A 15140-nucleotide genomic window follows, 5' to 3' on the forward strand; every position below is an offset into this window, starting at 1 on the left:
CTTGTGTACCTCTTATTCCTCGTGCGTGGTGGTCATGAATGAATACTGGTAATCCATGGGAATGATATTGAGGTAATCGTCCACGCTGCCGCCATTCAGACAAGTTTCGATGATACGACGTCCGGTAGGATGCAGATCCGGAGTAAGGTACTTCGGCAGTTCCTCTCTGAAAAATTCATACAATATAGCAGCTCCCGCGTCATAACCCGACTCTTCCACCAATGGTTGCTTGTGCACTTGCAGGAAACGGGAAGGTATCTTGGCCCCTTCAATAGTGAGATAATTGAGCTCAAAACCAAGCAGGGGACAACGTGCATCTTGAAACTGATCGCTGCGTAGTTTCGCATTCCCCCTGCGAGTGAGGTATTCACGCATCAGCAGCTGTGGCTTGAATCCAACCTTCCATACGCCAATATATTGGTTTGGTACCAGCGTGTAGCGTATCCGCGGGGTGTTGATGATCTGGTCTAGCAACAGGTTGGCGTGATGAATCATTTTTCCGGTGGCAAAGGGCCAGTAGGAACCCACCCCCTCGCTGCCCATGCCGCCACCGTCTACAATGCTCGGGTTTGCATGTCCACGCGGAGAGACCAACCGCCAGAGCCAGGCAAGTGCCGGGGGCAGGATATGAAACAATCCCAGTATGCCATAGGTGGGGCTTTCCTTGGAACAGGGCGGGGTACGCACCCCGAAGCTCCTCACATCCACTGTCACCGGGTTGTTCACGATATTGGGCATGATGTGTCTTGGAACTATCACTCGCGGATTGGGGCATCTTTTACCCGGACTGTCCTCGGTATGATCCCAGAGGAGTGCGGTACTGTCGGGATTCGCCTCTATGTTCAGGAAAAGTAACGGTTCTTTGGGTTTGATGGTTAGTTTCTCAAGAAAAGGTTCATCGCCATAATTTGTGATACCATCTACCCTGATAAACCAGGCATTCTCGGCATCCAGTACCGTGAGCTTCCCATTATTTTTCTGTAAGGAAGGATGACACAGAGCCATGTCATCGGTCACGGGGTTGAAGGAACAGAAAATGGGAAAGTTAATCAGCCTTCTCTCCTCGGTGATGGTATTTGTTCCAATCAGCACCTGCCCGTTTTCCTCCCTGACAATATTCTGAAGCATCTCACTTTTGCCGCCGCCGCTTGCTCCTTCGTGCATGAAGGTGGTGATGTTGTCGTACGGGCTTACAGCCTGAACGGTGGAACAATGGGCAGTAATCCATCCCTCTTTTTCTCCTTTTGTAAGAAGCGCTCCGTATAGACCCTTCTTGGCGCTGGGCCCGGGATAGAGGTTATAGGAAAATATTTCGTGTAGCGCTTCGGAACGTTTGTGTACTACAATCTGTTTTCCGCTGAAATGGGTATGTCTGAAGGTGGGAGCCACATAGATGGCCGATTCCACTAAAAAACCTTCCGGCAGCTCATCCACGGGTATAATCTGTTGGAGCATGGCCAGTCCCATGGCAAAGAAACCAGCATTCGCCGGAACAATGGCAATGCCTCCCGTACCAATATTGTCTCCACCGGCAAAGTAAAAAAAGAGTGCGAGATCCTGTGACTGAAGCCAGGTGATTGTTTCTTTTCGCAGCGTATCGAAATCATATCCCATTTTGTCGCTAAACCGCTCCTTATCTGTCGGCAGATTGTCGCCAATCAGCATCGTGTCCGGATCCCGACGACGCATGTAAGCCTCAGTGTAGTTTGCCGTTATGCCGTTCTTTACCCTGTGGATAATTGCCTCGGTGATGATGTCATGATTGGGAAGCTCATATTTTACCTCGAAACTGTTCTTGCTGTCCCCGCCCACAGCAGCCACGGCCAGCTGTTCCACACTGTCGAATATTTTGTATGATTTGCATCCGCCTAATATTTCTATTGCATTATTTGGCAGAACGACTTTTTTATTCTCAAGAATACTGAAAAAATCACCCATTTTGAATAAATTAAATTGATCTATTACCTAAACATCTTTTTTCTGGAACAAAGTTAATACACGTTGCTTAATAAATAAAGTAATACTTCATATATTTCTTTCGACAACCTAGAAATTTGCCGGCGATTGAATCCATAGCATTTCGCTGATTCCGTCCGAATTGTTTACAACTTCCTTTGAAGACCTGGCATTGAAATAGATATTGTCTCCCTGTTTCAGCAGATACGTTTTTTCCTGTATTTGAAATCTTATTTCACCTGACAGGATATGACAAAAAATCTGGCCGTGGGAATCGGGTAGCAGATTCTCCATGCCGGAGGTCTTTGCAAAGCGTATCAAATAGGTGTCCATCTGTTTGTTGATATCGTTTTGGGACAACAAATAAATGTTAGTGCCCGACCGGTTCTGGTCGATAAGCTTCATTTCATTCCTCAGTACCACCGGGTTGTTGGCGATGGCTTCATTTTCGCCCATCAGTTCACCTACTGTGGTGTGCAGGTTCTCCGCGATACTTTTTAGTGTAACGATGGAAGGAAACGATTTTGACTTCTCTATCTGGGAAAGCGCGCTGGAACTGATGCCTACTTTCGTCGCAAGTTCATTCAGATTCAGCTTATACAACTCCCTTCTCTTTTTTATTCTTTCCCCAATGCGGTTCATATGTAATAATTTTGGACAAAGATAACTATTAATATATTAAGTTTTACTTCATACGGGAGAGAAGTGATCATCCTTATTTCACAGGGAGTATAAAAAGTCGGTCATTAACTTCACTATTTCCGGAAAGTTATTTTCCAAAACCATTTCTCCTCCTTCCCGGAGGTGAATTTGCGGAGGAGATCGGAAACCCATGAGGGAGCAACATGGCCCGGTTATCGCGATCCCCCCGCTTCCCTGCAAAAGATATTTATTCCATCAACCGGCACCGATCCGTCATAAATCTGTCTGGTCATGCTGTATCATTTTCAGCAATGCGCTTCACCTCTTCCAATCCTTTGGAAAATCCTTCATCCATGTGTTCTTCATACTGATCATCCACATCCACGGATACTGTCAGCGTAGTGGAACCATCTGATTCGATTAGCACGTATCTCTCATATGCCCCTTCAGCGATACTTTCCTTTTCTACACCATCCCATATTTCTCCCTGGTGCAGAAAAGTCACTTCATATGGCTTGTTAAGCTTGGTGATGGTGGCGAACATGCCGTTTCCGTCCGGACCCAGGAAGAGGGTTCTGCCACTAATCTGCCAATCCGACACGTAATGTGATCCCGGTACAAAATGTTTTGTCCATTCCTTATAGGAATCTTCGTTCCACAATGACTCCCACACCTTTTCGATAGGAGCATCTATTTCGGTTGTAAATGTAATTGTCTTCATTGCGTAATTATTTGATTGTTATGTTTATGCATTTTTTTTAATTTCTGTTTACTGAATCAACCATCTACTTGGTACAGTTGATTAACAATCACTCTTCTGCAAATGTTGATGGTCGTTTGTATTTCTTGTCCCATGGCAAGTGATTTATGTGCAGTCATCTGCTAGCTTATTAAGAAAAAATAACAGATTGTTACGCAAGGTTTTCATTATATTGGACTTTAATGAATGAATCAAAAAAATACGTAACGTTTAAAACCATTAAATTATGAAGTTTACCAATTTACTTTTCACTATGGGCATATTATTCGGCATGCTCATTCTGCCTTCCTGTCTGGACGATGACGATGATGTAAACCGCTTGTATCCCAATGCACTCGTCACCGTAAAGGAGACATCCAATAAAACTGTTTTTTTTCAGTTGGACGATAATACGACCCTGTTGCCCGTCAATATCACATCGCACCCTTTTGATTCAAAAGAGGTCAGGGCACTGGTAAATTACGATGAAGTGGATGATCCCAGTCAATCATTTGATCAGGCTGTGAGGGTGAACTGGATTGACAGCATCAGGACAAAGCCAATGGCTCCCAATTTGGGAACGGAGAATGATGAAGTGTATGGCAACGACCCCGTTGAAATTGTTGCCGACTGGGTCACCATTGCCGAAGATGGCTACTTGACGCTTCGCTTCAGGACCATGTGGGGTTATCAGCGAATTACCCATTATGTAAATCTTCTTCCCACCAACAATCCCGAGAATCCTTACGAAGTGGAATTCAGGCACAATGCCAACGGCGATATGTATGGCAGGATGGGGGACGGCCTGGTTGCCTTCAAGCTCGACAACCTGCCCGACACCGAAGGGAAGACCGTGAAACTGAAACTGAAATGGAAAGCATTCAACTCCGACAAATCGGTTGAATTTGATTACCGCACACGTGCTGCCACGTCAACAACGTCGGCCATTGCCGCAGAGAGGAGCGTTATTCCATTGCAATAAATCCGTTTGTAAGAAAACAATGCATCATTTCAGTATCATTAAAATTAATTATTACTGAATAAAAAGGCAAGGTTGTATATTTGTAATAATTTACAACCTTGCCATCATACAATCGGGTGAATCTATGATGGTAGATGTGCGGACGAGATTGGTAAATGACTGAAGAAGAAAGCAGAGAGCGGGAACTCATTCGGCAGATTGTGCAGGGAAACAGGATTGCCATGAAGAGGTTTTATGATCATTATTCCGGGTATCTTACCGCGGTATGTGCCCGTTACATCTATAATAGAGAGGATATTAGGGATATTTTACAAGAGAGCTTTCTGAAAATTTTCAATGCCATGCACAAGTTTGAATACAAGGGCTCCGGCTCCTTACGAGCCTGGTCGGCGCGCATTGTGGTAAATGAAGCATTAAAGCATATCAAGGCAAATGAAAAAATGCAATTTACAGATCTCCCGGATGAAAATTTACCCGATCCCGACGACGAGAAGGAGCCCGACTTTGAAGATATTCCCACATCGGTTATTCTTGAAATGATCCGCACGCTCCCGCCAGGATACCGAACGGTATTCAACCTTTTTATATTCGAGAATAAAAGTCACAAAGAGATTGCTTCGATTCTGCATATTGCTGAAAGCAGTTCTGCATCGCAGCTACACAGGGCCCGGGGTATACTAATGAAAGAGATAGAGTTGTACCGGTTAAAGAAAAAGTATGATGAACGATCAATGGCAAGATAATCTGCGCAACCTGATGGAGCGTTACGAGGAGCCCGCACCTGACGGACTGTGGGAAGACATTGACCGGCTTATTACCGGCAACAGCACAGTCGGGGAAATGCCCGCGAAGCCGAAGTACACAGTACGGGGTATATATATAGGAGTGTTTTCAGCCGTTGCAACTGCCGCCATACTGCTTTTACTTATTTTGCGATACACTTCTTCCGAGAATCAGAAAGAGGTCCGATTCACGGAAAAAAATTCTCCAATCGTTTCACAAAACGAGCAACCCCTTGGAGAGAATATCCTTGGAGAAAACAGTGTGGAGAGTCTTCTGTCTTTAAATAAACCTGTATTGAAACGGCAACTGATTCATATTGAAGCAGCAACTCCGTTAGCAGCAAAGCAAAACGAAGCATTCACCACCAGGGAAGAGGGCAAAGAAGATATTTCTCCGGATTCGGATAAAAACAGCGATGAGGTACCAGAAAAAGATGCTGATCAGCCAGTGCCGGATTTCAGTCATGCCGGGGATCAGTTATTCGTTTCAGCAGCACGAAAGCCTACCCGCAATCATTCCGGATGGCAAACCAGTCTCTCTATGTCGAATCTCCCGGCGGGCTCATCCGAGACCTATCCAGGATACGGTACGTTTGCACTTGCAGAAAATGTAGAGGAACAGTATCATTTTATGTCCAATTATACAAGGGAGCAAGTGTACACCAATGTGAAACATCATCAGCCCATCACATTCGGCCTTACCTTGCGATATAACTTCAACGAAAGATGGAGTATGGCCAGCGGATTGACCTATTCATTGCTTTCATCGGAACTATATTCCGGAAACGGCAATTATTATTACGATGACCGGCAAACACTGCATTATATTGGTATTCCTGTAAACATTGCCTACATATTCTGGCAGAATGATAAAATATCTACCTACTTCTCCACCGGCGGTCTCGTAGAAAAAAATGTGGCGGGGAGGCTGACTTCAAACTACTATCTCGACAACCAGTTGGAGATAAGCACCCGGGAAAAGATCACTACCAGGGAGTTACAATGGTCCGTCAATGCAGCCACGGGATTTGAGTATCAGATATCAAACCACATCGGACTCTATGCGGAGCCCGGAATTTCATATTATTTCAGGAACAGCAGCGAGTTGGAGACCATTTACAAGGATAATCCGCTTCATTTCAATCTGAGCCTGGGACTGCGGTTTACCATAAATAAATAATAGCTTTCCCGTTCAACCCCTGTGATTAATTTTGTTTGTCACTGTTATTTATTGAAACCGGGATTTGTAAAAGCGTAGCTCATGGCGTAACTGATCTACCTCCGACTGGAGCGATTTTACTTTTTCGAGCATATGGCGTAATGCGTCTATTCCCTCCACATTGATGTCCATCTCGTAATGCCATCGTATAAACTGTTCCAGGTCCGGGAGATCATCATACTCTATGAACCGTTCTTCTTCCTGATCTACTACATGAATCAACCCTACCTCATGTAACGACTCGATGAATGACGCTTCCACCTCATAAATCCTCAAGCATTCGCTGTATAATAATCTGTTTCCGTTCATGGCTTTCTTAATTTTGATAGTTGGGTAAACAACTCTTTCTCCCTTTCGGAGAGATGTTCCGGCAGCTCCACATTCAGTGCCACGTAGAGATCACCAAAGTTTCCTTCTTTTTTATACACTGGAAACCCTTTGCCCTTTAGCCTAAGCTTTGAACCTGGTTGCGTACCCGGTTTAATAGACATCTTTACCTGCCCGTCGAGCGTCTCAATCATCGCCGTCCCTCCCAGCACTGCTGTATAGAGATCAATGACATTCTCGGTATATAAGTCGTTGCCAAGCCTTTTAAAATGAGGATCCTCCTCAATGATAAAGGTGATGTATAGGTCGCCACTTGCGCCACCTTCCCTGCCCGGTTGTCCATAGCCGGCCAGCTTTATCTTCTGCCCGTCCGCCACACCCGCGGGAATCGTAATCCGCACGTTTTTATCATTTACCGACAAGGTCTGCTGATGTGTTCGCATGGCCTGTCGTAGCGTCAGATGTAATTCAGCCTGATAATCCGCACCTTTGAAACGGTAATGTCTGCCGGAAGCCTGCGACCTCTGACTAAACCCGCTACCAAACATAGAATGAAAGAAATCTGAAAAATCTTCGTCCGAAAAGTTCCCTTCGGTATAAAAAGTTTGTCCGTCCCCGCTGCTCCACTGTTGATGGCTTCTTTGCTGATGCTGTTGTTGTGCCTTCTCATACTCATCTCCGTGTTTCCAGTGTTCCCCATATTTATCGTATTTGGCACGCTTCTCGGGATCGCTCAGCACTTCGTTCGCCTCATTCAGTTCCTGAAACTTCCTGTGCGCTTCCCGGTCATTTGGATTCAGGTCGGGATGCAACTTACGCGCCAGCTTGCGGTAAGCCTTCTTAATATCTTCGGCCGAAGCATTCCGGCCGACTCCCAATATTTTGTAATAATCAATGTATGGCATCTTTTATTTATCATGAACCAACAATGTCGGTATTTTCTTCGATGTAATTAAGCAGATTTGGATGGATTTTTTCACGGACCTGCAGCTAGTCCGTTCTGTACCTTCCCATCACTCCCAAAGTGAGAGCCGTGACAAGGACAGTCCCATGATTTTTCCTCTTCATTCCATTTAACCGTACAGTGGAGATGGGTGCAATCGCTCTGACCGTCTCTTTCCCTAGAATTACCGGTTTAATGTAACAGGCAATGTCACCTGTTACATATAAAACCAAGAGAGTGTGTTTTTTGTTCAAAATAGTATGCGACGGAAATTCAAGATTTTGTTTTCCCTTCAAGGAGAATAAAACTCCCAAATCGCTTCCTGAGTCCCAGTCTTTAAATTCTACAAGGCAGCCTTTACCGATTCCGACAGTGAAGTCGTGGGCCTGCCAAGCAATAAGGAGAGCTGACGGGAATCATCAAACAGATCGTCCTTCGATGCTGAAACATCCCAGCTGGCGATGGCAGATGCTAGTCCTGCGGGAATATCAAAACTTTCCAGGATTTTAGTGTATTCAGCTTCTGTCAGGTTTCAGTAGGGGATGTTTTTGCCGGTCTGGTTTGAAATTTCGGCCGCTAAACCGGCAAGTGTATAGTAATCGTCTCCGGCTAATTCGTAGACTTTTCCCATGTGTGATTCGTCGGTTATAGCCAATGCTGCCGCTTCGGCATAATCGGCACGGGCGGCAGATGATATCTTTCCGTTGCCTGCACTTCCAATGAAGGCACCTCCTGCCAGTGCGCCCCTGATTGAACCGGTATAATTTTCGGTATACCAGCCGTTACGAAGGATAGTGTAATCAATACCGGAAGCTTTTAACGCTTCTTCCGTTGTCATATGTTCCCCTGCAAGATTCAACGTGGTGGAGTCGGCATGTAACAGGCTTGTGTATACGATCCATTTTACACCGGCCCTGCCGGCTGCCTCTATTACATTGAAATGCTGACTGGCACGCTGACCTATTTCGTTGCTTGAGATAAGTATCAGCCGGTCTATTCCGGCGAGTGCTTCGATCATTACCTGAGGTTTGGTATAATCAAAGGTACGTACTTCTATACCCTGTGCAGATGCCTTCTCCGGTGTGCGGACAAGCGCTACGATATTTTCGTTGGAAACTCTCTTTTTTAATTCTTCCACAACAATGGTTCCCAATTGCCCGGTTGCTCCTGTGACTGCTATTTTCATTCGTTTTATTTTTTATAGTATATTTTTACTTCAGGACCAGTTTGATGTCTAGCGTGAATGTGTCGTCAATTGCTTTGTCGCCCAGATCGTTAAAGAATGATTTGGAACCATAGCGAACGCCAAATTTGGAGCGGTCGACCTTCAGTTGTGACAAATAAACATTTCCCCTTCTGTTTACTACAAACGATACCTTTTCCGTCTTCCCCTTTATTGTCAGCAAGCCTGTGACGACTGCTTTGTCTGAATTAAATTTACCAGCGCTGGTTAGTTTAAACGTAGCGGTGGGGTAATTGTTTACACCAAAGAAATCGTCCGACTTCAAGTGATCTACCAACTGCCTGTTGTAACCTGCATCTTTCAGGTCGTCATTGGTAATGCTGTTCATATCAATGACCACATTCCCGCTTACAATCTCACCGTTTTTTAACTCGAAAGATCCGCTCTGTATCAGAATTTTTCCATTGTGTGTGCCACCTATCTTTTTCCCGGTCCATAGCACATGCGATTTTGACAGGTCTATTTCACTTTTCTGTGCCCATGCTGATAGTGTGCCTGCTAATAAGATGATGATCAATGCATTTATTGTTTTCATACGATAATTTTTTTGTGGATGAAACTTCTCAGTTATAGAGTTCCGTTTCAGCCGGATTAATTTTAAAATGTTAGTGAATGATTACGGCACAAAGGTAGTGTGGCGCACGGTGTCGTACACTTGATCTATGTTAAGAAATGAAACAGATCTGTACTAAATTCTTTTCCTGATACGGCTTAAACTTTCCGGTGTAATACCCAGGTAGGAGGCGATGTAAATTAAGGGAACCCGCTGAAACATCTGTGGGTGTTCTTTCAGCATATCGTTGTAACGGTCCATGGCCGTCTCCCACATGTTCGCGTTAAGTCGCTTCAGTGCATTGATGTATGCTTTCTGAAAAAGAATGCGAAAATATCTTTCCAGCTTTGGCACTTCCTCATACAACTGCTCCAGCCGTTTGTATGAAATACGTAACATTTGCGTATCTTCCAGCGCCTCTATATTGTATTTGGAAGGTACTTGCCTGAAGAAACTCTCCAGATCACTAATCCAGCTATTGTCCATTCTGATCTGGTAAATATGTTCTATTCCTTTTGAGTCGATATAATAAGAACGTAAACAGCCTGTAGTAATAAAATACAAGTATTTGCAGGTTTTTCCCGGCACCAGCAGACTCTTTCTTTTCTTTATGGAACAGGGCTCAAAAGCAGACAGGATCACAGACTCATCTTCCGGGGTAATCACAGTCCACTTTTTAAAATAATAGAGGAGCTTGTTATCTTCTGTCATGTGTGTTCCTGTCATCGTGATTTGTAAAACTTTAGTTGTTTTTGCGTATAATAAATGCCTGGATGTCGTTACCCTTTATAATAACTGTTCCCTGACTATCAGAGGCAAAATATTCTACACCGTAAGAATGTACTTGTCTTTCTGTTTCCGTGTAAGGAATTAAATGTTGAGGCAAAGCCGCGAATCCTTTAAGTGCATCAAAATACTTTCCTCCGCCGTTGCCGTTAACATCAATGGTTTTGTATGTAAAAATTTCGTTATTTGTTGTGCCGCTTAAAATATTCGCCTGTACCCATTCCGCAAAAAGATGCTGTTTGGGGATACCGGTGACGGCTGCTGTTGCGTCGAGCCCCAGCAATGAATGGGTTGCCATATCGCGAATAGCCTGCAAACCGAAGCGATCGTATAAATAGCTCATCCACATCAATCCCATGCCATATGAGCCGTAAATATTATTATTCACATATTCCAATTGCGTAAGTGATATTCCGGATGGATCGTTCTGATAAGCAACAATATTTTCCCACATCAGATAATCACCGTTTGGGAGACCATAGCCCGAAAGTATTTCGGAAAGCAATGCCTTACCTTCTTCAATGGGTACCGATTCTTTTGCCACATGATAACGGAAGTTCACCATATGTGCAAATTCATGTGAAAGAATGGGGCACCACTTGTTACTGAAAAAGGGATTGGTACTATTATATAACCCTGGATTGAGATAAAGCACATTCCGATAGTTTGAATATGGGTTGTCAGTCGATGCAGGGAACTGGTCCCTATCATTAAAAAGCCCTGTAGAGGTTCCATTTGGATTCACATCTTCCTCCATCCCTCCATTAAAGACAAGAGGGAGCAGTATGGTGACGCGGGAACTGCCATTAATCACGGGGGGATTCCCAAAGTGGCCAGTAACAACAGGGTAAGCTACCTTGTCGAATTGTATGGCTATTTTTTCTGCATCTTCGTTGGTGATCAGGATTGAATTTTTATCTACATACACGTCACAATAGGTACCAATGGCTTTGAGTACAGCTTTGAACTGCACACTGGGGATATCAGGGAAAGTGGAAAGGTCAGACAGGTCAAAAGTCCAAAAACTTCTAGTGTCACCAAGTTGTACTGCTCTTGTTTGCCCTGCATCAGAATTTGCCTGGCTACTGCTGTAAAAGGATTGAAACGTGGACTTCGAAAGACGATAAGACTCGGAAAACGAATTATGGTATGACCTTGCGAAATTATTGGCAGTTTTTGTTGTGTTTGCCTGAATAGTGTATGGGTATGATTTTTCCGTATCTGACGCTGTGCTGAATACAGCGATCACATCCCCCCCATTTACACTTGCACGAGCTTCCCCGTGGGTCCATTTGATGGCATATACACCCGCTGCCATCGCAGCTTCGTTTCCGGATGGGGGTGTCTCTTCGTCTGCATTGCATGAAATCATGGCCACAAACGCAATCAGTATCACGCATGCGCGACAACGTAAATGATAGGAATAAAAGTTCACAATTCTTTTGTTTATCTATTGGTAAGTATTTTTCAGCAACAAATTTACCATTAAATCTTAATATTTCTTGATGATCCCCGAGCAATAATCCCAGATCAGTTTTTCATTTTCAGGCGACCAGTATCGATCATTCGCTTTCTCAATTTTTCCCTTCTTGCTGAAATAGGCACCCGACACATTCTTCACATCGGGGGAAGTGGCCAGATAGATGCTTGTTTTTGCTCCGTCGACAGGTTTATCCATAAATCTCAAGGCAAATTTATATATCTGATTAATCATAAAACCCTTATCAGCGTCCTGTGCAAAGTTTGTAGCAACGGCGCCAGGATGAAGCGTATTGACGGTTACATTATCCACTCCTCTCATCTTCAATTGCGAATCCAGATGACGTGTGACCCAGATCAAATAAAGCTTCGACAAGCTGTATGCGCGCATGGGTGAATAATTCTTCTCAAACTGAAAATCATTGAAATCGGGCCTTCCACCGTACCTATGCATGGCCGATGAAACATTAATTATTCGGGGAGAATCGCTTTTCAGTAACACAGGCTTCATGGCATGCATGATTAGAAACGGGGCAAAAAGATTAATGGTCATTGTCTTTTCATACCCTTCGCTTGTGACCTCCCTATGTCTGCCCAGCATTGCCCCCGCATTGTTTATCAGCACATCCAGTCTTTCGTACCGGCTTTTGAACGCGTCGGTCATTCTTTTCACATCGGCCAGCGAATAAAGATCGGCCATGATTATATCTACCTCATTATTTCCGGTTGCTGTTTTTATCTCCTCAGAGACATCCTGCAACAGCGCCTTGTTTCTTCCGTGAAGTACAAGATGATGGCCCTGTTTTGCGAGCCCTGTCGCTGTTTCCTTTCCTATTCCCCTGTTAGCTCCCGTAATGAATATTATCTTCTTTTCCATTTAAGATTCATTCAATTAAACGCACATGACCGTTCCAATAATCTTGAATGAGATTAACGTCTACAATCTGGTATGGTTCATTTATGAAGATTTAAAACGAACCGTGGAACTGAATGTTAACTTCTGCCGGTTTGAGCCAGGGAGAGGTGAACTTTATGTTGATCATGTCGTTACCGTTCTCTCCGGTTGCCTGTATATATGCAAGTATTTTTCCATGATATACTCTGTGTTTATTGTCTGTATAATCGCTCATGTCTGAATTGTTACCTGCCTCCAGACCCAGGAGTCTGGCGGGACCCGATATATGACATGTGACTTCATTGTCCGATAAAAATACCCCAGTGCCATTTTCATCCACCACTTCCACTATCACGTGGGCAATCCCGCCTTTTCTGTTTATCATCTTGTCACTATCGGTAATCTTCAAGGCATACGGACGTGTGGATGTCTGTATGGTATATTCCGATACTTTATTATCGTTGCTGTCCAAACCTTCCACTTCCAGTTTACCCGGCCTGTATGGCACATCCCAATAAATGATGCCTGTATTTTTATCGTACTCCCTGGTCTGGCCCACTTCAATACCGTTTAGCAAGAGTCTGGCTTTTGCAGCGTTGGTATAACAGACAACCCTTACAGACTCCCCTTCATTATAGTTCCAGACAGGCCAGGCATCCATAGATGGCGTCTTTTCCACATTGTTGCTCTTTGATTCAGTTTGTGAGAGTACGTCTTTCGACTGGATTTGACTGTACCTGCCCGGCGTGGGGTAGGTGCCAAGGTATACCATGGGCTTTTCTGACCACAGCGATTGTCTATAGTAACCTCTTGGTTTTATAAATCCTCCAAAATCAAGCAGGCCTGAGTAGAATCCCCTCGATGGCCATCTACCTGATTCGCCCAGGTAATCAATACCGGTCCATAAGAACTGGCCAAAGATGTGTTTATTATCCTTTACAGCTTTCCATGCCTCCAGATCGTGTCTGTTTTCACTTCCGTAAATTACCCTGTCCGGATATCTTTCATGGTCGCTGTGATATCTTTTTTCGGTGTAATTATATCCCGCAATATCCAATACGCCCGGATATTCGGTTTCGTTCGACATGGCAACACCAGCCAGTCCTGCAGTAACAGGCCGTGTTTTGTCGTATTTCTTCACTGTAGCCACGAGACGTTTCGCTATATCTCCCAAATCCTTTGCATTGGGGGCATCGGGTTTATAGCCTCCATAGGTTGCCTGCGTAAAGCCTCCGGCCTTTTCACCTCCCAAAACAGGATGTGAATAGGGATCATTGGGATAATCCACCTCGTTTCCGATACTCCATGCAAAAATGGAAATATGATTTCTGTCGCGTCTGACCAGGTCTGCCAGATCAATTTCCGACCACTCCTTAAATATATCATAAGAGCCCTGAAAACCCGGAGTGCCCACATTCCAGCCTTCCAGCCATTTACGTTTGGGAAATTCCCACTCGTCGTACATCTCATTCAGTACCAATATTCCCAACTCATCACACAGATCGTATAAATCGGGTGCCTGTGGATTGTGGCTTGTACGGATGGCATTCACTCCGGTTTCTTTGAGTGTTTGCAGTCTCCTTTTCCACACTTCACGCGGAACAGCCGCCCCTAACACACCGGCATCGTGATGTATGCAAACCCCTTTCACTTTCAACCATTCTCCGTTTAACGCGAATCCTTTATCCGGATCAAAAGTAAATGAACGGAAGCCACTTCTGGTAGAAGCCTTGTCAATCTCAACGCCATCTTTTAATACTGTAGTTTTTACTATATAGAGGTTAGGGTCCGTCAGTGACCACCTTTTGGGATTTTTTATATTGAACGAAGTCAAAATCTTATTGTCGTCACCAGGCTTTACTGTGACTTTCTTTCTGCTCTTTGTGATCAGTCTTCCATCAGCTGCAAATAATTCATTGACGATTGTCAAATTCTCATCAAACTTTTCCCCGTTATTAATATTTACTTCCAGATTAAGTTTATAGCCATTTCTCACCTCTTCGGGATAGGCGTATACTCCCCATTGTGCAATATGTATAGGATTTGCATAGATCATCCATACATCGCGGTATATTCCAGAGCCGGTGTACCAGCGGGAATCGGCATACTGACTGTGATCAACTCGTACGGCGATCACATTTTTTTCCCCATATTTTATGAAAGGTGTGGCATCATACATAAAAGAAATGTAACCGTTGGGCCTTTTTCCCAGTAATTGTCCGTTCAAATACACTTCACTCCTGTTGTAAACGCCTTCGAAATAAAGATAAACCTTTTCCCCTTTTTTCTCCAAAGGAACTTCCATTGTTTTGCGGTACCAGCCTATGCCACCGGGTAGATACCCCGTGCAGCTTGCCAGTGTGGGGCTTAACTGCCCCTTTACGCTCCAGTCGTGAGGCAAACTTATATTTTGCCATTTAGAATCGTTATATTCAATGGACGCGCCGTTTTGCACATCACCTAATATAAACTTCCAATGGTCATTTATTTTTATCGTTTCACCAAATGCCGACGTAAATGTTGTCGGCAGTATGAAAAAAAACAATTGAAGGAAAGTGAATTTCAGTCTAACTAATAATGTATTCATCGGTTGG

General features: G+C 44.2%; 14 protein-coding genes and 1 pseudogene. 3 read left to right on the forward strand and 12 right to left on the reverse strand.

Annotation, left to right across the window (positions count from 1 at the left end):
* Positions 1 to 12 precede the first annotated feature (12 nt).
* From AC1HCU_RS03930 to AC1HCU_RS03940, 3 genes are all read right to left on the reverse strand, one after another.
* Positions 13 to 1938: a DUF4914 family protein gene (locus tag AC1HCU_RS03930; RefSeq protein ID WP_480369339.1), complete on the reverse strand. Its 1926-nt coding sequence runs from the start codon at positions 1936 to 1938 to the stop codon at positions 13 to 15.
* A gap of 108 nt (positions 1939 to 2046) precedes the next feature.
* Positions 2047 to 2598, reverse strand: a complete 552-nt coding sequence (locus AC1HCU_RS03935; protein ID WP_480369342.1) for a helix-turn-helix domain-containing protein — start codon at positions 2596 to 2598, stop codon at positions 2047 to 2049.
* Between the two features lie 289 nt (positions 2599 to 2887).
* Positions 2888 to 3319 carry an SRPBCC family protein gene (locus tag AC1HCU_RS03940; RefSeq protein ID WP_480369345.1) on the reverse strand — a complete coding sequence of 144 codons (432 nt, stop codon included), beginning with the start codon at positions 3317 to 3319 and terminating at the stop codon, positions 2888 to 2890.
* A gap of 265 nt (positions 3320 to 3584) precedes the next feature.
* On the opposite strand from AC1HCU_RS03940, the gene AC1HCU_RS03945 reads away from it, so the two are divergent.
* The 3 genes from AC1HCU_RS03945 (at position 3585) to AC1HCU_RS03955 (ending at position 6281) form a co-directional block, all read left to right on the forward strand.
* Entirely contained in the window at positions 3585 to 4319 is a 735-nt protein-coding gene (locus tag AC1HCU_RS03945; RefSeq protein WP_480369347.1) for a NigD-like protein, read from the forward strand.
* 155 nt (positions 4320 to 4474) lie between these two features.
* Positions 4475 to 5062, forward strand: a complete 588-nt coding sequence (locus tag AC1HCU_RS03950; protein ID WP_480369350.1) for an RNA polymerase sigma factor — start codon at positions 4475 to 4477, stop codon at positions 5060 to 5062.
* Positions 5037 to 6281: an outer membrane beta-barrel protein gene (locus tag AC1HCU_RS03955; RefSeq protein ID WP_321722010.1), complete on the forward strand. Its 1245-nt coding sequence runs from the start codon at positions 5037 to 5039 to the stop codon at positions 6279 to 6281. Before AC1HCU_RS03950 ends, AC1HCU_RS03955 begins: the two co-directional genes overlap by 26 nt.
* 48 nt (positions 6282 to 6329) lie before the next feature.
* Here the strand turns inward: AC1HCU_RS03955 and AC1HCU_RS03960 are convergent, their stop codons facing one another.
* From AC1HCU_RS03960 to AC1HCU_RS04000, 9 genes and pseudogenes are all read right to left on the reverse strand, one after another.
* Positions 6330 to 6629, reverse strand: a complete 300-nt coding sequence (locus AC1HCU_RS03960) for a chaperone modulator CbpM (RefSeq protein ID WP_480369353.1) — start codon at positions 6627 to 6629, stop codon at positions 6330 to 6332.
* The gene (locus tag AC1HCU_RS03965; protein ID WP_480369356.1) at positions 6626 to 7552 is read right to left on the reverse strand and encodes a DnaJ C-terminal domain-containing protein; all 927 of its coding nucleotides are present in this window, start codon (positions 7550 to 7552) and stop codon (positions 6626 to 6628) included. Before AC1HCU_RS03965 ends, AC1HCU_RS03960 begins: the two co-directional genes overlap by 4 nt.
* A gap of 71 nt (positions 7553 to 7623) precedes the next feature.
* A pseudogene (locus tag AC1HCU_RS03970) lies at positions 7624 to 7698 on the reverse strand (hypothetical protein); the annotation flags it as partial.
* A gap of 424 nt (positions 7699 to 8122) precedes the next feature.
* Positions 8123 to 8776: an NAD(P)H-binding protein gene (locus tag AC1HCU_RS03975; RefSeq protein WP_480369359.1), complete on the reverse strand. Its 654-nt coding sequence runs from the start codon at positions 8774 to 8776 to the stop codon at positions 8123 to 8125.
* 25 nt (positions 8777 to 8801) lie between these two features.
* A complete protein-coding gene (locus tag AC1HCU_RS03980) occupies positions 8802 to 9368 on the reverse strand; it encodes a YceI family protein (protein WP_480369362.1) in 567 nt (188 codons plus the stop codon).
* Between the two features lie 153 nt (positions 9369 to 9521).
* Complete coding sequence (locus AC1HCU_RS03985) at positions 9522 to 10097, reverse strand: Crp/Fnr family transcriptional regulator (protein ID WP_480369366.1); 576 nt, start codon at positions 10095 to 10097, stop codon at positions 9522 to 9524.
* Positions 10098 to 10128: 31 nt separating this feature from the next.
* Positions 10129 to 11607 carry a hypothetical protein gene (locus AC1HCU_RS03990; protein WP_480369369.1) on the reverse strand — a complete coding sequence of 493 codons (1479 nt, stop codon included), beginning with the start codon at positions 11605 to 11607 and terminating at the stop codon, positions 10129 to 10131.
* A 57-nt stretch (positions 11608 to 11664) separates the two neighbouring features.
* A complete protein-coding gene (locus AC1HCU_RS03995) occupies positions 11665 to 12528 on the reverse strand; it encodes an SDR family NAD(P)-dependent oxidoreductase (RefSeq protein ID WP_480369371.1) in 864 nt (287 codons plus the stop codon).
* 91 nt (positions 12529 to 12619) lie between these two features.
* Positions 12620 to 15133, reverse strand: coding sequence for a glycoside hydrolase family 2 TIM barrel-domain containing protein (locus AC1HCU_RS04000; protein ID WP_480369374.1), 2514 nt, complete (start codon positions 15131 to 15133; stop codon positions 12620 to 12622).
* Positions 15134 to 15140: the final 7 nt, after the last annotated feature.

Source organism: Proteiniphilum sp. LBM24028, from assembly GCF_056629195.1.